Below are 20,439 nucleotides of genomic sequence, written 5' to 3'. Positions count from 1 at the left end.
TCGCGTTGCTCGTCCAGGGCACCGGTCGGCGCGTCCGGGTGGACGCGTAGGGTGCGGAAGACCGCGGATCCGCCTCCGAGAGACGGGTCCGGCGATTCGCCCGTACCGCCCTCAGGCTAGACCCACCGGAAGGGACCATGGCGCCGATTCACCTGCCGACCTCGATTCCGGTCGGTGTCGACCCCGACGCGATCGCCGCGGAACTGCGACTCGACCACGTCAGTGCGGACCATGCCATCGAGCCCGGCCTGCTCGCCGTCGTCGATCGGGCTCGCGAGAGCGGCATCGATCTGAACATCGTCGTCCTCGATCGCGACCCGGTGCACGACTCGCAACTGCGCGATCTGGCGACCGATCTCGGCGATCACGTCGGTGGCACGGTCCTGGTGCTCAGCCCCGGGCAGAATGGCTCCTACAGCGACGTGATCAGTCGGGTGACGCTCGAGGCCGGCCAGGATGTCACCTATACCGGCAATCCGGTCGTATCGGCGAACAATTTCCTCGACACACTTCTGCAGCCCGGTCCGCCGTGGACGGCGATGACCATTTCTCTGCTCCTGCTGGTCGCGGTCGTATTGGGCGTTTTGTACTGGGTCAATGCGCGGCGGGATGCCGGTCGCACCGCTCCGGTTGTCCCGGGAAGCGCCGGCTCGTCCGCACCGTCCGCCGATGGGGTCGAGCCCCGCGGCGACGTTGGCTGACCCTTCGTAGCCCTTCGCTTCACCATTCTTTGGGTACCCTTCCGGGCCGCCCCTGCGGGGGTTCGCGCTGGTGAGGTCCCTTCGTCGACCCGTTCGAGCGGGCCCTCGGGACCGCTCATGAATGGTATTCGTGCGCGGATACTGCCATTGTGTGGCCGCCGTCAATGGCGTCGAACACATACCTGAGGTCTTCTTTTGCCGGCGGTTCGGAACCCAATGAATTTCATCGGCGGTCTTTGTTTCCCGTGTTACTGAAGTGGCCCGATATGAACTACAGTCATCCGGTGCCGGTTGGGGTTTCTGCACAGCAATGATTCGCAAGGGGGCAATGTGAGCCTCGGGTTCTGCGCGCGCCATGTGGTTGTGGTCTCACGGACTCTTGCGGACGGGAATAGCGAGGAGCGTCAGTGAGGACCAGCACCTTGCGTCGACCACGGAGTCGATGGACGGTGTCGTCGCGTTATGCGACGGCCACGGCGGTGACATTGGTCGTCGTGGCGTGTCTGACCGGTTCGGGCGCGATCGCGGTCGCGCAGCCCGCGGACGGTTCCGCCGAGATCGATCGGTTGACCGATCTGGTCGACGAGGTCGCCGCAGCCCAGCACGACCTCGACCAACTCGACTCCGACATCGCGCAGCGGCAGGAGGACGCGAACCGGGCACTGGTCGACGTCCAGCAGGCCCGCGACGCCGTCGACACCGCGGGCAGCGAGGCCGTCGCCGCCCGGCAGCAGCTCGACGACGCCGGCGCCGCCATCGCGCGAGCCCGATCGGAGTTCGACACCTTCGCGGCCCGCTCGTACACCGACGGGGGAACCGGCTCGGGTCTGGCGGTGGTCCTCGACGCCAACGGGCCCGCCGATCTGCTCGAGCGGACACGGATGCTCAATCTGCTCACCGAACGCCGCAAGAAGGTGATCGACGAGTTGTTGCGCACCCGCGTCGACGCCGCCAATCGGGACTCCGCCGCCCGCGCCGCCCGCGACGACGCGTTGGCCGCCGTCGACGTCGCCGAACAGCGTCGTCAGGAAGCGATCGTCGCGATCGACGCGGCCGAATCCGCGGCCGAGACCGGACGCGCCCGCCTGCAGGAGCTGACCGACCGCCGCGATTCGGCCGCGGCAGCATTGGCCGCGGCCCGCGCCCGGGATGCCGCGGCGCGAGCGCAGAACGCCGACGCGCAGTCCTCGTCGCCGGCCGCTTCGGCGTCGACCGATCCCAACTCCACACCCGCCGCGACGGCTCCCGGCACGGCCGCCGCGGCCCCCGAACCGGCCGCCGATGGTGCGGGTCCGCAGTCGACGGTCGGTGGTCCGGGAGCGGAGCCGCCCGCGGCCGATGAGGTCGCCGGCGCGCTCGCGGACGCCGCGTCGTCGGTGACCGCCGACGTCCTGGCCTCCGCCGAGACGATCGCCGAGTCGATCGCGCAGCGCAGTCGCGACCACACCGACCTGGATGAGATCCGACTCGATCCGTCGGTACTGCCCGAGATCGCGATCCGCGGGATCCAGGAATCTCTCGAGGCCGGGGACCCGCCGCGCAGCGACCCGCCGAAGGCCGACGTCCCGACGATCGATGTGCCGAAGATCGATGTGCCGAGGATCGAGATCCCCGACCTCCCGGGTACGAACGACCGGGCCGAGCTACCGGACCTGACCGATCTGCTCGATGCGGTCGACCCGCCGGCCGACCGATCCGAGGACACCACCACCCGGTCCGCCGACCCCGAGCCCGGGTCCGATCCGGCACCGACGACCGGCGCGACCCCGACGACCGGACCCACCGCGACGTCGACTCCGGACCCGCAGGAGTCGACCGGCCCCGCAACCACCACCGTGACCCCCAACCCGACCGTGACCCCCGGCCCGACCGTGACTCCCGGCCCGACCGTGACTCCCGGCCCGACCGTGACTCCCGGCCCGACAGAGACCCCGAGCTCGACCGTGACCCCGAGGCCGACGCCGAGCCCGACCGTCACGGTGACACCCAGCCCTTCGGTCACCACCACCACCCGCCCGAGCACCGGGCCGGACACCGGCGGATCGACCCCCGGCGGCACCACGTACAGCACACCCACCGGTACCGCCGCGATCGAGACGGTCATCTCCCGGGCGATGTCCCAGCGCGGCGTGCCCTACTCCTGGGGCGGCGGCAACGCGGCGGGTCCGACCCGCGGTATCCGCGACGGCGGTGTCGCCGATGCGTTCGGCGACTATCGCCGGGTCGGGTACGACTGCTCCGGACTGATGATCTACGCCTTCGCGGGCATCGGCGTCGACCTGCCGCACTACTCCGGCTATCAGTACAGCGCGGGCACGCGGGTTCCGGTCGCCCAGATTCGACGCGGCGACATGCTGTTCTGGGGCGCCGGCGGCAGCCAACACGTCGCGCTCTATCTCGGCAACGACATGATGGTCGAGGCACCACGCTCGGGCGACGTCGTCAAGGTGTCGCCGGTGCGGTACTCGGGGATGACGCCCTACGCTGTTCGCATGGTGCAATAGCGGCAGGACGCGGCCGCACCATTCGCGATCGCGGCGGCCGCGCTGTCGTCGTGGGTCCGAGGCGACCCACCGACCGTGCTGCTACAAGTGGAGGGGCCGGCTTTCCGGAGGGAAGCTCGGCGGCCTCGCGCGTGCATCCGACGTGGTACGACGAAGAAAGCGGTGGGAAAACAAGTGGCTTCGACTGACCACGATCGGCGGACCGACCTCGACGCGACGCAGGACGCCGCGCTGCTCGAAAAAGCCATCTTCGAGGTGAAACGCGTCATCGTCGGTCAGGACCAGTTGGTCGAACGCGTCCTGGTCGGGCTCCTGGCCAAGGGACACATCCTGCTCGAAGGTGTGCCGGGCGTCGCCAAGACCCTGGCGGTCGAGACCTTTGCGAAGGTCGTCGGCGGAAGCTTCTCGCGCGTGCAGTTCACCCCCGACCTCGTCCCGACCGACCTGATCGGCACCCGGATCTTCCGGCAGGGCAAGGAGCAGTTCGACATCGAACTGGGACCCGTCGTCGCGAACTTCGTATTGGCCGACGAGATCAACCGAGCGCCGGCCAAGGTGCAGTCCGCGCTGCTCGAGGTGATGGCGGAGCGGCAGGTGTCGATCGGCGGCCGGACCTTCCCCATGCCGGACCCGTTCCTGGTGATGGCCACGCAGAACCCGATCGAGAACGAGGGCGTCTACCCGCTGCCCGAGGCCCAGCGCGACCGCTTCCTGTTCAAGATCGTCGTCGACTACCCGACGATCGAGGAGGAGCGCGAGATCGTCTACCGGATGGGGGTCGAGCCGCCGACGGCCAAGCAGATCCTCGACCCTGGCGAGTTGATCCGCCTGCAGGCCGCGGCGTCGTCGATCTTCGTACATCACGCCCTGGTCGACTACGTGGTGCGGGTCATCTTCGCCACCCGCGCTCCCGAACAATTCGGCATGCACGACGTCGCCGCCTGGATCGCCTACGGCGCCTCGCCCCGCGCGACCCTCGGCATCATCTCCGCCGCCCGTGCGACGGCGCTCCTGCGCGGCCGCGACTACGTGATTCCTCGCGATGTCATCGAGGTCATCCCGGATGTCCTGCGCCACCGGCTGGTGTTGTCCTACGACGCGTTGGCCGACGAGGTCACCCCGGAATCGATCATCGGTCGGGTCCTGCAGACGGTCGGCCTGCCGCAGGTGACCGCGCAGCCGATCGGCGGGGCGGTCCCGCCGCAGCAGTATCCCGCCCAGAACGTCGCCCCGGGGCCGAACCCGCAGGGGCCGCCGAACTATCCCACCGGTCCCGGCCAGGTTGCGCCCGGTCCGGTTCCGCCGGGCGCCCCGGGACAGGTTTCGGCGAACGGGGTGCCGAGCTATCCGCAGGGCCCGCCGAACCGGCAGTACCCGGTCGCGCAGTCGGGCCCGATCGGTGGTCCGGGCGTCGGCGCACCCTATCCGGGTGGACCGCAGGCCGCCCCGGGCCCCCAGCAGGCTCCGGGATCGGTCCCGCAGGCCGGTCCGCCTCCCGCGCCGCAGGGACCGCAGCGGCCGGCCGGTTACGCGACGCCGGCGCAGCAGTATCCGGTGCGGTCCGCCCCGGCACCTCGTGTGACGACGCCGCCGCCGGCCCCCGCGCCGGTTGAGGCGTCGGCTCCGCAGCCGGTGCAGGCGCAGCAGCCCGTGCAGTCGGCGCCCCAGCCGGTGTCGTCCGCTCCGGCAACGCCGGCGGCTCCCGGACGATCGGCCGCCGAGCAGTCGACGTCCGAGCCGGTGACCTCCGATTCCTCACCGGCCGTGTCGACGGCGAAGCCCGCGTCCGAACCGAGTACCGCGGGCGCACCGGCGTCCGGAACGACGAGCACCGGGACCGCGGACGACGGCTCCCGGTCGGCCTCCTCGGCGAGCGAGACCGGCGACGGACCGACCGACACCGACTCGTCGGCCCCCGCCGATCGCCCGTCGACCGGCGCTGCGGATCGCAAGCCGGAGGACCGCGCGCCGTCCGATCCGGCGTCGTCCGATCGGAAGTCGACGGATCAGGCGCCGTCCGGTCCCGCCGGCTGGACCAGCCCGGCGTCCAACCGGTGACCCGGGTGGCGGCGTGACCCGCCCCGAGCCGGTGGGCGGGCCGACCGATCCGACCGGGGCGAGCTCCTTCGGGCCCGACGTATCGGAGGCCGCCCTCTCCGCTGCCCTGCGCACGCTGGAATTGACCGTTCGACATCGGCTCGACGGCGTCCTCAACGGGGATCACCTCGGCCTGATCCCCGGACCGGGCTGGGAGCCGGGGGAGGCGAGCCCCTACCAGCCCGGCGACGACGTCCGCCGCATGGATTGGTCGGTCACCGCCCGCACCACCCATCCACATATTCGCCAGACGGTCGCCGACCGGGAGCTGGAGACCTGGCTGGTGGTCGACATGTCCGCCAGCATGGACTTCGGCACCGCCTACCACACCAAGCGCGACCTCACGGTCTTCGCGGCCGCGGCGGTCACCCACCTGACCAGCAGCGGGGGCAATCGGATCGGCGCGGTGGTCGGGAACGGCGCCGCCCTCCGACGCGTCCCGGCCCGCTCCGGTCGGGGCAGCGGTCGCGCCCTGCTGCGGGCGATCGCCACGATGCCGCCCGCGCCGCGCGGCTCGCGGGGCGACCTCGCCGACATGGTCGACAGTCTCCGGCGCCCCCAGCGGCGTCGTGGTCTCGTCGTCGTCATCAGTGACTTCCTGGGCGAGCCGACCTGGGAGCGCCCCCTGCGCGGGCTGTCCGCCCGCCACGACATCCTGGCGATCGAGACCCTGGACCCGCGGGACGTCGAATTGCCGGACGTCGGCGATGTCGTGCTGGTCGACCCGGAAACCGGCACGGCGCGCGAGTTCACCGTCACCCCTCGGCTGCGGGCGGACTTCGCCGACGCGGCCCGGGATCATCGCTATCAGGTCGAGCGCGCGCTGCGACGCTGCGGTGCGCCCCGACTGACGCTGCGTACCGACCGGGACTGGTTGACCGATATCGTGCGATTCGTGGCGGCGCGCAAGCGCAACTTCGGCCGGTTCGGGTCCGGCGTGGCCAACGGATCGGTCTGAGGGGAGCGGCGTGTTCGGGCTCGACTTTGCTTCGCCGTGGTGGTTGCTCTTTCTGCTGGTGGTCATCGGCATCGGTGGCGGCTATGCGTACGCACAGGTGCGGCGGCGCAAGGACGCGATGCGCTTCAGCAACTTCGACCTCCTCGAGAAGGTGGCTCCGAAGCAGCCGGAGATCGTGCGACACGTCCCGACCGCCCTGGTCCTGGTCGGCTTGCTGCTGTTGACCGTCGCCCTGGCCGGTCCCCTGACCGACCAGCGGGTACCGCGCAATCGGGCGACCGTGGTGTTGGTGGTCGACGTCTCGCTGTCGATGGAGGCGACCGATGTCGAACCGTCCCGGCTGGCCGCCGCACAGGAGGCGGGCCGCAACTTCGCCGAAGGGCTGACCCCGGGGATCAACCTGGGGCTCGTCGCCTTCGCCGGTACCGCTTCGGTGCTGGTCTCGCCGACGACGAACCGGGAGGCGACCAAGTCGGCGATCGACCGGCTGCAGCTTTCGGAACGGACCGCGACCGGTGAGGCGATCTTCGCGGCCATCCAGTCGATCGACACCCTCGCATCGGTCCTCGGCGGCGGCGAGGACGCACCGCCGGCGCGCATCGTGCTGCTGTCGGACGGCAAGGAGACCGTGCCGGAGAGCCCGGACGATCCGCGCGGCGCCTATACCGCCGCACGGCAGGCGGCCGCCAAGGGCATCCCGGTCTCGACCATCTCCTTCGGCACCGCCTACGGCACGGTGGTGATCGACGGCGCCGACGGCTCACCCCAGCAGGTTCGCGTCCCGGTCGACGACCCCTCCCTGCAGGAGATCGCGGATCTCTCCGGAGGATCGTTCTTCACCGCGCAGAGCCTCGAGGAACTCAACGACGTCTACGACACCCTCGAGGAGCAGATCGGCTACGAGGTGGTCCGGGGCGACGCGTCCGGGCCGTGGATGATCGCCGGGGTGCTGTTCATCGCCGCCGGTCTGGCGACCGCCGTCGGGACTCGTCAGCGCCTGCCCTGACGGCGTCGCCCGCCGGCGCGGGCCCGGGGGCCGCGATGGCGGTCTTCCCGGGTGTCGGCGCCCCCGGGTGTCGGCGGTAGCATTCGCCGGAGCACGCCCGACCACCATGGGTGCCCACCACCACAGCTCTCGAGAGGTTCCGCCACGATGCCCACCGCACCACCGACGTCCCGTTCCGTTCTGGTCACCGGTGGTAATCGGGGAATCGGGCTGGCGATCGCCCGCCGGCTGGCCGAGGACGGGCATCGCGTCGCGGTCACCCACCGCGGTTCCGAGGGGCCGGACGGACTGTTCGGTGTGACCTGCGATGTCACCGACAGCGCCTCGCTCGATGCCGCCTTCAAGGAGGTCGAGGCCCATCAGGGACCGGTCGAGGTACTGGTGGCCAACGCCGGCGTCACGGCGGACACCCTCCTGATGCGCATGTCCGAGGAACAGTTCGAGGACGTCCTCAACACCAACCTGACCGGCGCCTTCCGGGCTGCCAAGCGCGCCTCCCGCGCGATGCTGCGGGCCCGCTACGGCCGGCTGATCTTCCTCGGCTCGGTCACCGGCCTGATGGGTGCACCCGGGCAGTCGAACTACGCCGCCTCCAAGGCCGGCCTGGTCGGTCTGGCCCGTGCGCTCGCCCGTGAACTGGGCAGCCGCTCGATCACCGCGAACGTCGTCGCCCCCGGCTTCATCGACACCGATATGACCGCGGCCCTCGACGACAAGTACCGCGAACAGCTCCAACAGCTCATCCCGCTCGGCCGCGCCGGCAAGCCCGAAGACGTCGCCGGGCTGGTCAGCTTCCTGGCTTCCGACGACGCCTCCTACATCAACGGTGCGGTCCTGCCGGTCGACGGCGGTCTCGGCATGGGGCACTGAGTCCTCACCCCGAACTCCCGCCCGACCGGCGAATCCTCTCGGCCGCGAACCCGCCGATTCGCACCGGACCAGCTCGCACAGGAAGATAACGACGCATGACCGGACTGCTCGAAAAGAAGACCATCCTCGTCACCGGCATCATCACCGACTCGTCGATCGCCTTCCACGTGGCCAAGGTGGCCCAGGAACAGGGCGCGAACGTGTTGATCACCGGCTTCGACCGACTGCGTTTGATCAACCGCATCGCGCAGCGCCTCCCGCAGCCGGTACCGGACGCGATCGAACTGAACGTCCAGGACGAGGAACACCTGGGCAACCTGGCCGAGCGGGTGCGCGAGCTGGCACCCGGCGGCATCGACGGGGTTGTCCACTCGATCGGCTTCGCCCCGCGGTCCTGCCTGGGCGCGCCCTTCCTCGATGCCCCCTGGAACGATGTCGCCACCGCGCTGGAGGTGTCGGCCTACTCCTACGCGGCGCTCGCGAAGGCGCTGCTACCGGTGATCAACGACAACGGTTCGATCGTCGGCATGGACTTCGATCCGGCCCGCGCGGTGCCCTTCTACAACTGGATGGGTGTCTCGAAGGCGACTCTCGAAGCGGTCAACCGCTACGTCGCCAAGGAGGTCGGTGGGCGCGGAATCCGGTCGAACCTGGTCTCCGCCGGACCGATCAAGACGCTCGCCGCCAAGGCGATCGCCGGCACCGCCACCGGCCCGGCCACCGAGATGGACCGGCTCAACACCGGCTGGTCCGACCGGTCGCCGATCGGCTGGAATGTCGATGATCCGACGCCGGTCGCCAAGTCGGTCTGCACCCTGCTGTCCGACTGGTTGCCCGGCACGACCGCGTCGATCGTCTACGTCGACGGTGGATTCCACGCGATGGCGATGTGACCTTCGCCCCTCGACGGCCGCGGACCGGGGAGCCGACGTGCTCTTCGGCCCCGCGGGATGGGAAGCTGAACGGATGAGCCCCGAGTACGACGCACTATTGGTGCTGTCCTTCGGCGGACCGGAGGGCCCCGCCGATGTGCGGCCCTTCCTCGAGAATGTCACCCGCGGCCGCGGCATTCCGGCCGCTCGGCTCGACGAGGTCGCCCAGCACTATCTGCACTTCGGCGGCGTCTCGCCGATCAACCGGCTGACCCGCGACATCGTGACCTCGATCGAGCGGCATCCGCTGATCCGCGACCTGAATCTGCCCGTATACCTGGGCAACCGGAATTGGCATCCGATGGCGGAGGACACCGTCGCGCGGATGGCCGACGATGGCGTCCGCTCCGCGCTGGTCTTCGCCACCTCCGCGTGGGGCGGCTACTCCGGCTGCAAGCAGTACCACGAGGACATCGCCCGGGCCCGTGCCGCGGTCGGACCGCGCGCCCCCGAGCTGCACAAGTTGCGGCAGTTCTACGACCACCCGGTCATGATCGCGATGGTCGCCGACGCCATCCGGGCCGCGGTGGCCGGGTTGCCGGCCGCCGACCGGTCGTCGACCCGGCTGGTGTTCACCGCCCACTCGATCCCGATCGCGGCCGATGTCGCGGCCGGTCCGATCGAGGCCGGGGGACGGCTGTACAGCAATCAGGTGCGAGAAGCCTCGCGGTTGGCCGCCGCCGCCGCGGGATTCGCCGAGTTCGACGTCGTTTGGCAGTCGCGCTCCGGCCCGCCCCAGATCCCGTGGCTCGAACCGGATATCGGTGACCACCTCGCGATCCTGGCCGCCGGGGGAGTGACCTCCGTGGTCGTCTGTCCGATAGGTTTCGTGTCCGATCACCTCGAGGTCATCTGGGATCTCGATACCGAGGCCGCGCAGGACGCCGAGCGGTTCGGGATGAGCTTCGCGCGCGCCGGCACCGTCGGCACCGATCCGCGGTTCGCGGACCTGGTCGCCGATCTGGTGACCGAGCGGGTGACCGCGGCCGCACCGAGTCGGCTGGGGGAGCAATGGTTGTGCGGAGCGGACGGTGGTGTCCTCGCCTGTTCGCGTGACTGCTGCCCGACGGCTCGACGTGGCTCGTCCCCGGACCGTACCGACGCCGAATCTCGTCGCACCGCCGCCGCCCACTGATCCCGGGCCCGACACAAGACGTGCGGGAGAGCGCAGGCGTGGACCTATTGTCCTCGCCGTCCCGCTGTCGATCGTGTTGTGTCGCCCGGCGCCGGTGAAGCGGGGGCCCTCAGCGCCGGTCGGACAGCAGGGCGGCGGCCGCGTGCGCCAGCGTCTCGACCCGGGCGTGCCGAACCACCGCCTCCAGCGGCCGCATCGATTGCTCGCGCAGGTGCGCGCCGCCGGCGGAGACCGCCTCGGCTGATCGTTCCGCGGCGACGGCGAGAATGGCCGCCACCCGATCCGCGGTTTCCAGAATGCGTTCCGCTCGCTCGGACAGTTCGTCAGGCCACCGGAAGCGGGCCATCGTCGCGAGACGATCGGTGACGTCCTGGCGCACGGCGCGGCCCGGGTCACCGAGGATGCCGGAACTGGTATTGACCCGGGTCAACGCCTCGGCGCTGGTGCGCACGGCGTCCCGCAGGGCGTATTCGACCTCGCCGAGCCCGGTACCGGAGGAAGACGAGTACGGCATCCGGAGGCGGTGCACACCCCAGACCACGACATCGGGACCTTCGCGACGCGGAATCAGACCGAGCCCGTCGTCACCGGGGACGCCGATCAGCATCGCCTCGCCGACCTCGAGCGCCTCGGCGCGGAACTCCGGATGCGCCGGCAGGCCCACCATGTCGCCCGGTACCGGCAGGATCAGACGGATCTCGAGACCGGGGCCGGCGACGGTCCGCAGCACCCCGAGCAGGGTCGATATGCCGTGCCCGGACAGGTCCCGCTCCGGTGCGATCGGCAGCGAATCCGACCGACGTACCGGGTCCATCGGGCCGTCGACCTGCAGGTCCTCCGGGAATTCCGGGTCGCGCCGCGTACGGCGGGCGGCGGCATCGCAGTCGACGACCGCATGCGCCCCGGCCCACGACGACAACGCATCGATGACGTCGTCGGGCGTGCATCGTCCGCCGAGCCAGCAACTGGCCCAGGCGACGAGAGACGCGGCGGGGGTGGACACGGAATACGAGCATAAGCGCGAAATGGCGGCTCTTCGAGCCCTGAATCGAATTGCTGTGGTCGTGGCGTGCGGGCGCGCCGCCGACCGGGGGCCCGACTCACCGGGCGGAAACCGGCGTTGCGGCCCGACACGGCCTCGCTCCTGCCGCCGCCGGCACGGCCTCGCCGGTAGCGTCGGTCGACGTGACAGGCGACCGGTACGGAGACATCTACGCCGGGCATCCGCGCCGCCGCGGCCGCGAGATTCCCACGGTGCCCGCCGAGCGCGATCTGGTGGTCGAGGACCTCGCCTCCGGCTTCTGTGGGGCGGTCATCGGGTTCGAACGCTCCTACGACGGCGAGTTCGTCCGCCTCGAGGATCGGCACGGCCGGACCCGGCTGTTCGCGATGCATCCGGCGGCCTTCGCCATCGACGGCGAGACCGTCACCCTCACCAAACCCGCGCCGACCGCGCCGACCGCTCCGAAGCGGTCGGCGTCCGGTTCGGTGCGCGTCGAGAATCTGCGCGCCCGCACCGCCCGCGCCTCGCGCATCTGGGTGGAGGGCGTCCACGACGCAGCCCTGGTCGAGCGGGTTTGGGGACACGACCTGCGGGTCGAGGGTGTCGTCGTCGAACATCTCGAGGGTTTGGACAACCTGGGGGAGCGGCTCGCGCAGTTCGGCCCCGGCCCGGGTCGACGCGTCGGCGTCCTGGTCGACCACCTCGTCGAGGGTTCCAAGGAGACCGGCCTGACCCGCTCGCTCGGCGAATTCGTCATGGTGACCGGCCACCCCTTCATCGACGTCTGGCAGGCGGTGCGGCCGAGCGCGGTCGGGATCTCCGCCTGGCCGGTCATCCCGCGCGGTACCGACTGGAAGACCGGCGTCTGCCGGGAGTTGGGCTGGGGCACCCCGCGCGACGGCTGGCGGCACGTCTACAACGCGGTCTCCACTTTCCGGGATCTGGAACCCTCCCTGATCGGCGCGGTCGAACGCCTGGTGGACTTCGTCACCGAGTAATTCGGACATTTCGTCACCGAATAGGGACCGAATCGACCCGTCGGCCGCCGTCACGGGGTCGGCCCGGCCACTAGAGTTGACATGTGGCTGCCATCGTGTGGTTGATCCTCGGAGTGGTCCTCGCTGTCGGCGAGGCGATGTCCGGTGCGCTCTACCTGCTGATGTTGGCCGGCGGCGCCCTGGCCGCTGCCGGATTCTCCGCGGCCACCGATTTCTCACCCGTGATCGACGCCGGTGTCTTCGCCGTGGTCTCCGCCCTGCTGGTCGCGGGGGTCCGCCCGATCGCCATGCGTCACATGCGCGACGGCAATCAACGGGAGCGTCTGGGCCTGGAGGCATTGCCGGGCAGCTCGGCGCTGGTCGTCGAGACCGTCGACCAGCACGCGGGCCTGGTGAAGATCAACGGTGAGGAATGGACGGCGCGGCCGATGGACACCCGGGACCGATTCCCGGCGGGTTCAACGGTCAGCATCGTCCGGATCGACGGAGCCACCGCGATCGTGTGGGGCGGAGTCTGACCGCTCGCGAGCGCAACGCGCCGCGGCGTCGTTCCCCGACACCACACCGATCGATGGTGAGATGGACAACGGAACGTACCTGCGCTGCGAGGAGAGTTCGCTATGAGTGCCCTGGTCATCGTGTTCGCGCTCATCTTGTTGATGGGTGTGGTGCTGGCGAAATCGGTGGCACTGGTACCGCAAGCCGAGGCGGCGGTCATCGAGCGCCTCGGGCGCTATTCGCGGACCGCCTCCGGCCAGCTGACCATTCTGGTGCCGTTCATCGACCGCATCCGCGCCAAGGTCGACCTGCGTGAACGGGTGGTCTCCTTCCCGCCCCAGGCCGTGATCACCAAGGACAACCTGACCGTCTCGATCGACACGGTCGTCTACTTCCAGGTGACCAGCCCGCAGGCGGCGGTCTACGAGATCGACAACTACATCGCCGGTGTCGAGCAGTTGGCGACGACCACCCTGCGCAACGTGGTCGGCGGGATGACCCTCGAGGACACGCTGACCTCCCGCGAGACGATCAACCGGCAGCTGCGCGGCGTCCTGGACGAGGCGACCGGCCGCTGGGGACTGCGGGTGGCCCGCGTCGAGCTCAAGAGCATCGACCCGCCGCCGTCGATCCAGGAGTCGATGGAAAAGCAGATGAAGGCCGACCGCGAGAAGCGGGCGATGATCCTGACCGCCGAGGGCCAGCGCGAGGCGGCGATCAAGACCGCCGAGGGAGCGAAGTTCAGCCAGATCCTCGCGGCCGAGGGCGCCAAGCAGGCGGTGATCCTGTCCGCCGAGGCGGAACGCCAGTCGACGATCCTGCGCGCCCAGGGTGATCGCGCCGCGCATTACCTCGAGTCCCAGGGCCAGGCCAAGGCGATCGAGAAGACGGTCGCCGCGATCAAGAACTCCCGCCCGACCCCCGAGGTCCTGGCCTACCAGTACCTGCAGACCCTGCCGGAGATGGCGCAGGGTGACGCCAACAAGGTGTGGTTGGTGCCCAGCGACTTCGGCAAGGCACTGGAGGGCTTCGCGCGTGGCCTCGGTGTGCAGGGCGACGACGGCGTCTTCCGGTACGAGCCGGGTGCCGACAGCGGTCCGCGCCGCTCGGCCACCGACGACGAGGACGAGGTCGCCGACTGGTTCGCCGCGCCGGCGGAGTCGGCCGCGACGCCGATCCCGACCGACGTTCCCGCCCCGAGCCGGGCCCACAACGGTCCGGCCCCGCAGCAGGCCGCGATCCCCGCACCTGCTTTCGGTATCGACCCGTTGGCCGGCTCGCCGATGCAGACCCAGCCCGTGTCGCGCGACTTCGCTCCCGCGGAGGGTCCGGCGGCGTCGGGGTGGAATCCCGACCAGCAGGCGTCCTGGCAGCGGACCCCCTATCCGGGCAACCAGCAGCCGTCGGGACCGCCCTCGGGGGCCGGCCAGCATCACCGGGAACCGGACTCGGACGGCTATCCCACTCGCTGACCGGTTATCGTGACCCCGGCAACCGTTCGGGGCGGTCCCGCGCATACGAGTCCGCGCGGCTGATCCCGACGCCGCCACGATCGACGCTTCGCGATCGTCCCGGCTCTACCCGCACCTGGAGGCCATCCCCGTTGTCGAGCATCGACGCTTCCGACTTCCCCACAGATCCCTTCGCGCTGTCCGATTTCTCGAAGCGATCCGCGGTGGACTACGTCTTCGACAAGCTGGTCGCGGCGATCGCCATCGGTGCGTTCTCACCCGGTGACGTCCTGCCGCCGGAGCGGGAGTTGGCGACGCAGCTGGGCGTGAGCCGGGCGACGCTGCGCCAGGCGATCGGGCAGCTGGTGGGGCTGGGGTTGCTCGCGTCCCGCCGCGGCCGGACCGGTGGCACCTTTGTCACCGAGCGGTCCTGGCAGTCGGTGGCCCCGGACGCGGCCCGCCGCACCCTGGAGTACAGCCTGCCCCGGATGGTCGAACTGTTCGACTACCGATGCCTGGTCGAGGGCATGATCGGGCGGGCCGCCGCCCAGCGGCGCAGCGCCGCCGATTGCGCGGAACTGCGCAGCCTGGTCGAGGAATTCGTCGCCGCCCAGGACATGTCGACGGCTCGGGCGATCGACCGTCGACTGCATGCGCGGGTCGCCACGGCCGCCCGCAACTCCTATCTGGTGCGGCTGCGGATGGAGTTGACCACCGCCGCCACCCTGGGGTTCGCGTCCGCCCCCTATACCCGCGAGTTCTTCCACCGGGCGGCCGTCGAGCATCGGGCGCTGGTCGACGCGATCTGCCGAGGCGACGCCGAACGGGCCTGCAGCATCGCGACCGAGCACTTTCGGATCACCGAGTTGACGCTGCGGTCGACCCTCGACCGGCTGCGCCAGGGTGTTCCGTCCGGTCCCGAGCCGCTCCCGGTCGTCCAGGAGTCACGCTCGATGGGCGCGCCGGAACCGTTGCCGGTCGTTCAGGACCGCTGAGCCGGTAGGTCCGGCCGGCCCGCCAGGCCTGTCGCTGAGCCGGTAGGTCTGTCGCATGGCGGCGCTCGCCGACCGGGTCCGCCGGTTCAGCCGATGTTCCGGCAGTGTTCAGCCGGCGACGTCCGATCGGGGGATCGACAGGTCCGCAGAAGACCCGAGGGGAGCCTGCAGGGCGGCGGAAGTGGGATCGTCCGCCGCGGCCGTCTGCTGCCCGGTCGGATCCGTCGCGGCCTCGTGCGTGTCGTGCACCCGCATCCGCATATCGACCAACAATCCGAGGATGCCGAGCGCACCGAAGCCGAAGGGGATCGCCACGGCGATCGGGTTGACGCCGGAGGTGAGCCCGATCGTCAGCATGATGACCACGATCGTGCCCGGCAGCATGCCGACCAGCGAGGCGAGCGTATAGGGGAGCACCCGCACCGGAGACACCGCCGCGGCGGCGTTGACCAGGGAGAATGGCAGGGCGCCGATCATCCGCAGCGAGCCGACCGCCAGCCAGCCCCGCCGCTCGATGCGTCGGTGGACCCGCTGCCAGGTCTGACTGTGCAGGTGGGAGGTCACCAGATCGCGGGCGGCACCTCTGATGAGCCACAGCGCCAACACCGCGCTGATCGTGCTGGCACCAACCGACAGCGCGATCGCACCCCAGGCGGGGAAGAGCAGCGCGGCGGAGACGGTGAAGACGGTCCGCGGGAATGGCGAGATCGTCACCAGGGCGTGGATGAGCAGGAAGATCACCGGGAACCACGGTCCGAGACCGAGGGACCACTGGCGCAGTTGATCGAAGTCGGGGTGGATGATCGCGGCGACCGCGCAGATGGCGGCAAATGCCGCTACGGACGCGGCCATGCGGGTGCGGGCACTCGGGCGGGTCCACACGGAACGCGCCCGGGCCCATCCTTCGGCCGTCACGTGTTGCGATCGTACCGGTACCGCGTGTACGGAGAGGGACGCGTGTCACCTTCGAACCCCCCGTATCCGATGTGGCATAGGTCTCCTGCGGCGGATCGCCCGGACCTGCGTCGCGCCGCCGACTAGCATCGAATCGGGCTCGACGGGATCTTTCGGTCGAAGGATGCGCGAGCGAACGGTGCGGCACAAGGAGGTACGGCACGTGGCCGGAGACGACGAGAGGGCGGTCGGCGATCCGAACGCCGATGCGGCTTTCGAGCGATGGCGCAAGGGTGTGGCCTCGGTGCTCGCCAAGTCCAAGCGGGTCGATGTCTCCGAGTTGCCGGACGCCCCGGAATCGCTGCTGACCACCGAGACCTACGACGGGGTACCGATCGCGCCGCTCTACGGCCCGCGCGACGAGCTGCCGGAGTCGGCCCTGCCCGGTTCCTATCCGTTCGTGCGCGGGGCGTCCGCCACCCCCGACGTCTCCCGCGGCTGGTTCGTCACCGCGCGCTTCGGTGACCCCTCCACCGGGGCGACCGACGCGGCGGCGGTCAACCGGGCGATCCTCGACGGCCTCAACAACGGTGTCGGCGCGCTCTGGGTGGCCGTCGGCGGCGACGCGCCCGCCCCCGCCGAGTTGGCGACCGTGCTCGACGGTGTGCTGCTCGACCTCGCCCCGATCACCCTCGATGCCGCGGACACCACCGCCGCGGCCGAGGCGCTGCTGGCCGTGGTCGACGCCGCGGATGTCACCGACCGCTCGGCGATCGACCTGCGGCTGGGTGCGAGCCCGCTGACCGACGCCTTCACCGGCGCCCCGGCGAATACCGACGCGGCCGTCGAGTTGGCGGTGTCGGTCGCCGACCGGCCCGAGCGGATCCGGCCGATCACCATCGACGCCACCGTCTTCCACGACGCCGGCGCCTCCGATATCCAGGAGGTCGGCGCCGCGATCGCCGCGGGAGCCGAGTACCTGCGACTGCTGACCGCGGCCGGCCTGTCGGTCACCCGGGCACTGCAGTTGGTCGAGTTCCGCTACGCCGCGACCGACAAGCAGTTCGAGACGATCGCGAAGCTGCGCGCCGCCCGACAGGCGTGGGCACGCATCGCGCAGGTCTGCGGGTCGCCCGCGCAGGGCGGAGCCCCGCAACATGTCGTGACCTCCGCGGCGATGATGACCCAGCGAGATCCCTGGGTGAACATGCTGCGCACCACGGTCGCCGCCTTCGCCGCGGGCGTGGGCGGGGCCGATGCGGTCACCGTGCTGCCGTTCGATCAGGCGATCGTCGGCGGTTCACCCGGCGTCAGCCGGACCTTCGCCGAGCGCATCGCCCGCAATACCCAGCTGCTGCTGCTCGAGGAATCCCATATCGGCGCGGTGGTCGACCCCGCCGGCGGCTCCTGGTACGTCGAGGCGTTGACCGCGGAGTATGCCGCTGCCGCCTGGGCCTACTTCCAGGGCATCGAGGCCGAGGGTGGCTACCTCGCCGCCCTCGCCTCCGGACTGCTCGAGCGCACGATCGCGCAGACCCGCGCGGCCCGCGAGGACGACATCAACCATCGCCGCTTCGCGATCACCGGCGTCAACGAGTTCCCGAACCTCGCCGAGCCCGACATCACCGCGGGCGAGGTCGACGGCCGCGTGTACCGATACGCGTCCGCGTTCGAGGCGTTGCGCGACCGGTCGGACGCGATCCTCGCGGCCACCGGCACCCGGCCCCGGGCGCGGCTGGTGCCGTTGGGCACCGTCGCCGAGTACAACGGGCGCACCACCTTCGCCGGCAACCTGCTCGCCGCCGGCGGCATCGAAGCGGTCACCGACCCCGCCGACGGCCCGTCCGCGGACGCCGCCCCGATCACGGACGTCGCGGTGATCTGCGGTACCGACAAGCGCTACGCGACCGAGGGCTCCGACACCGTTCGCGATCTGCGCCACTCCGGGGTCGGCCGCATCCTGGTCGCCGGACCGGCCAAGGCTTTCGCCGATGCTGAGCACCGGCCGGACGGATATCTCACACTGGGTATGGACGCGATCGCGATCCTGACCGAACTGCTCGACGCCGCCGCCGTCGACCCGTCCGGTGATCGGGTCGAGAAGGAGTCGATTCGATGACCACCAGGCGCATCTCCCACTCGATCGGCAGCTTCGCGGACGTTCCCCTGGTGGAACCGGGCACCCCGCAGACCCCGCCGGTCGAGCCGAAGCAGGCCGCCGAGTTCCTGGACGCGGCCGCCGCCGCGAACGGCTACACCGCCGAACAGGTCACCTGGTCGACCCCCGAGGGCATCGACGTGCCCGGCGTCTTCGTCGAGGCCGATCGGGCCGCCGCCCGGGCCGAGGGCTACCCACTCGGCAGCTACCCCGGATCGGCGCCGTTCGTGCGCGGCCCCTACCCGACGATGTACGTCAACCAGCCGTGGACGATCCGGCAGTACGCCGGCTTCTCCACCGCCGCGGAGTCCAACGCCTTCTACCGCCGCAACCTCGCCGCCGGACAGAAGGGCCTGTCGGTCGCCTTCGACCTGGCGACCCACCGCGGCTACGACTCCGACCATCCCCGCGTGCAGGGTGACGTCGGCATGGCGGGTGTCGCGATCGACTCGATCTACGACATGCGGCAGCTCTTCGACGGCATCGACCTCGGTTCGGTGTCGGTGTCGATGACCATGAACGGCGCGGTGCTGCCGGTGCTGGCGCTGTACGTCGTCGCCGCCGAGGAGCAGGGCGTCTCGCCCGACCAGCTGGCCGGGACCATCCAGAACGACATCCTCAAAGAGTTCATGGTCCGTAACACCTACATCTATCCGCCGCAGCCGTCGATGCGGATCATCTCGAACATCTTCGAGTTCACCGCGGCGAAGATGCCGAAGTTCAACTCGATCTCGATCTCGGGCTACCACATCCAGGAGGCGGGAGCGACCGCCGACCTCGAGTTGGCCTACACCCTGGCCGACGGTGTCGAGTACATCCGCGCCGGCCTCGGAGCCGGGATGGACGTCGACAAGTTCGCGCCGCGGCTGTCGTTCTTCTGGGCGATCGGCATGAACTTCTTCATGGAGGTCGCCAAGCTGCGGGCCGGCCGGCTGCTGTGGAGCGAACTGGTCGCGAAGTTCGATCCGAAGAACAGCAAGTCGCTGTCGCTGCGCACCCATTCGCAGACCTCCGGCTGGTCGCTGACCGCGCAGGACGTGTTCAACAACGTCGCGCGCACCTGCGTCGAGGCGATGGCCGCCACCCAGGGCCACACCCAGTCGCTGCACACCAACGCCCTCGACGAGGCGATCGCGCTGCCGACGGACTTCTCCGCCCGCATCGCCCGCAATACCCAGCTGCTGCTGCAGCAGGAGTCGGGGACCACCCGCCCGATCGATCCGTGGGGTGGCTCCTACTACCTCGAATGGCTGACCCACCAGTTGGCCAATCGGGCGCGCGCCCATATCGACGAGGTCGAGGCCGCCGGTGGGATGGCCAAGGCGATCGGCGAGGGCATCCCGAAGCTGCGCATCGAGGAGGCGGCCGCCCGCACCCAGGCGCGCATCGACTCCGGCCGCCAGCCGCTGATCGGTGTCAACAAGTACCTCTCCGACGAGCCGGACTCGATCGAGGTGCTCAAGGTCGACAACACCCGGGTGCGCCGCGAGCAGCACGAGAAGCTCGAACGGCTGCGCGCCGAGCGGGACCCCGGCCGGGTCGAGGCCGCGCTGAGCCGGTTGACCGCGGCCGCCGCGTCGACCGAGGGCGGTATGGAGAACAACCTGCTCGCGCTGGCGATCGACGCCGCGCGGGAGAAGGCGACGGTCGGGGAGATCTCCGACGCACTGGAGAAGGTGTACGGCCGCCATCGTGCGGAGATCCGCACGATCAGCGGCGTCTACCGGGATGAGGCCGGAGTGAACGGACGCATCGACAGCGTGACCGCCCTGGTGGCCAAGTTCGCCGAGGACGAGGGCCGCCGCCCCCGCATCCTCGTCGCGAAGATGGGTCAGGACGGCCACGACCGCGGACAGAAGGTGATCGCCACGGCCTTCGCCGACCTCGGCTTCGACGTCGACGTGGGCCCGCTGTTCCAGACGCCGGAGGAGGTCGCCCAGCAGGCGGCCGACAACGACGTCCACATCGTCGGAGTCTCGTCGCTGGCCGCCGGCCACCTGACGTTGGTTCCGGCGCTGCGCGACGCGTTGGCCGGAGTCGGACGCCCCGACATCATGATCGTGGTCGGCGGGGTGATCCCGCCCGGCGACTTCGATGAGCTGTACGCGGCGGGCGCCGCGGCGATCTTCCCGCCGGGATCGGTCATCGCGGAAGCGGCGGCCGAGCTGATCGGCAAGCTCGCCGCGTCCTTGGGCCACGAACCGGCGGCGGCGCTGACCGAATCGTGACGTCCTCACAT

The 20,439-nt window shown here is 70.4% G+C and carries 15 protein-coding genes and 1 pseudogene; 14 read left to right on the top strand and 2 right to left on the bottom strand.

The annotated features are described in order from the left end of the window. Positions 1 to 137 precede the first annotated feature (137 nt). The 8 genes and pseudogenes from MB1_RS03285 (at position 138) to MB1_RS03250 (ending at position 10,203) form a co-directional block, all read left to right on the top strand. On the top strand, positions 138 to 701 hold the full coding sequence (locus MB1_RS03285; RefSeq protein ID WP_157083881.1) for an Rv1476 family membrane protein: 564 nt from the start codon (positions 138 to 140) through the stop codon (positions 699 to 701). Between the two features lie 449 nt (positions 702 to 1,150). Further along, entirely contained in the window at positions 1,151 to 3,205 is a 2,055-nt protein-coding gene (locus tag MB1_RS26765) for an NlpC/P60 family protein (protein WP_066903661.1), read from the top strand. A 162-nt stretch (positions 3,206 to 3,367) separates the two neighbouring features. After that, a pseudogene (locus tag MB1_RS03275) lies at positions 3,368 to 4,531 on the top strand (AAA family ATPase); the annotation flags it as partial. Positions 4,532 to 5,276: 745 nt separating this feature from the next. Further along, positions 5,277 to 6,260, top strand: a complete 984-nt coding sequence (locus tag MB1_RS03270; RefSeq protein ID WP_084350752.1) for a DUF58 domain-containing protein — start codon at positions 5,277 to 5,279, stop codon at positions 6,258 to 6,260. Between the two features lie 10 nt (positions 6,261 to 6,270). Next, positions 6,271 to 7,266 carry a VWA domain-containing protein gene (locus tag MB1_RS03265; protein WP_066903659.1) on the top strand — a complete coding sequence of 332 codons (996 nt, stop codon included), beginning with the start codon at positions 6,271 to 6,273 and terminating at the stop codon, positions 7,264 to 7,266. A gap of 147 nt (positions 7,267 to 7,413) precedes the next feature. Next, positions 7,414 to 8,136: a 3-oxoacyl-ACP reductase FabG1 gene (gene fabG1 / locus MB1_RS03260; protein ID WP_066903657.1), complete on the top strand. Its 723-nt coding sequence runs from the start codon at positions 7,414 to 7,416 to the stop codon at positions 8,134 to 8,136. Between the two features lie 95 nt (positions 8,137 to 8,231). After that, complete coding sequence (gene inhA, locus MB1_RS03255) at positions 8,232 to 9,029, top strand: NADH-dependent enoyl-ACP reductase InhA (RefSeq protein ID WP_066903655.1); 798 nt, start codon at positions 8,232 to 8,234, stop codon at positions 9,027 to 9,029. Positions 9,030 to 9,102: 73 nt separating this feature from the next. Next, positions 9,103 to 10,203, top strand: a complete 1,101-nt coding sequence (locus MB1_RS03250) for a ferrochelatase (protein WP_066903653.1) — start codon at positions 9,103 to 9,105, stop codon at positions 10,201 to 10,203. Positions 10,204 to 10,312: 109 nt separating this feature from the next. Here MB1_RS03250 and MB1_RS03245 read toward each other — a convergent pair whose 3' ends face one another. Continuing rightward, the gene (locus MB1_RS03245) at positions 10,313 to 11,206 is read right to left on the bottom strand and encodes an Rv1486c family protein (protein WP_066903651.1); all 894 of its coding nucleotides are present in this window, start codon (positions 11,204 to 11,206) and stop codon (positions 10,313 to 10,315) included. Between the two features lie 182 nt (positions 11,207 to 11,388). Between MB1_RS03245 and MB1_RS03240 the strand changes: the two genes are divergently transcribed. The 4 genes from MB1_RS03240 to MB1_RS26760 all read left to right on the top strand — a co-directional run bounded on the left by MB1_RS03240 (position 11,389) and on the right by MB1_RS26760 (position 15,148). Beyond that, entirely contained in the window at positions 11,389 to 12,204 is an 816-nt protein-coding gene (locus MB1_RS03240; RefSeq protein WP_066903649.1) for a DUF3097 domain-containing protein, read from the top strand. A gap of 83 nt (positions 12,205 to 12,287) precedes the next feature. Continuing rightward, positions 12,288 to 12,722, top strand: a complete 435-nt coding sequence (locus tag MB1_RS03235; protein ID WP_066903647.1) for an NfeD family protein — start codon at positions 12,288 to 12,290, stop codon at positions 12,720 to 12,722. Positions 12,723 to 12,824: 102 nt separating this feature from the next. Continuing rightward, the gene (locus tag MB1_RS03230; RefSeq protein ID WP_066903645.1) at positions 12,825 to 14,174 is read left to right on the top strand and encodes an SPFH domain-containing protein; all 1,350 of its coding nucleotides are present in this window, start codon (positions 12,825 to 12,827) and stop codon (positions 14,172 to 14,174) included. Positions 14,175 to 14,305: 131 nt separating this feature from the next. Continuing rightward, positions 14,306 to 15,148, top strand: coding sequence for a FadR/GntR family transcriptional regulator (locus MB1_RS26760; RefSeq protein ID WP_066903643.1), 843 nt, complete (start codon positions 14,306 to 14,308; stop codon positions 15,146 to 15,148). A 108-nt stretch (positions 15,149 to 15,256) separates the two neighbouring features. On the opposite strand, the gene MB1_RS03220 is transcribed toward MB1_RS26760, so the two are convergent. Continuing rightward, positions 15,257 to 16,063: a TVP38/TMEM64 family protein gene (locus MB1_RS03220; protein WP_245650009.1), complete on the bottom strand. Its 807-nt coding sequence runs from the start codon at positions 16,061 to 16,063 to the stop codon at positions 15,257 to 15,259. 163 nt (positions 16,064 to 16,226) lie between these two features. On the opposite strand from MB1_RS03220, the gene MB1_RS03215 reads away from it, so the two are divergent. Both MB1_RS03215 and scpA read left to right on the top strand, forming a co-directional pair. Continuing rightward, the gene (locus MB1_RS03215) at positions 16,227 to 18,161 is read left to right on the top strand and encodes a methylmalonyl-CoA mutase family protein (RefSeq protein ID WP_084350748.1); all 1,935 of its coding nucleotides are present in this window, start codon (positions 16,227 to 16,229) and stop codon (positions 18,159 to 18,161) included. After that, positions 18,158 to 20,428: a methylmalonyl-CoA mutase gene (gene scpA / locus MB1_RS03210; RefSeq protein WP_066903639.1), complete on the top strand. Its 2,271-nt coding sequence runs from the start codon at positions 18,158 to 18,160 to the stop codon at positions 20,426 to 20,428. Before MB1_RS03215 ends, scpA begins: the two co-directional genes overlap by 4 nt. Positions 20,429 to 20,439: the final 11 nt, after the last annotated feature.

Origin of the sequence: Millisia brevis NBRC 105863, assembly GCF_001552615.1 — a bacterium.
Taxonomy (GTDB): domain Bacteria; phylum Actinomycetota; class Actinomycetes; order Mycobacteriales; family Mycobacteriaceae; genus Millisia; species Millisia brevis.
The sequence above is the reverse complement of the archived record's forward strand: the minus strand, read 5'-3'. Positions and strand labels throughout refer to the sequence as shown.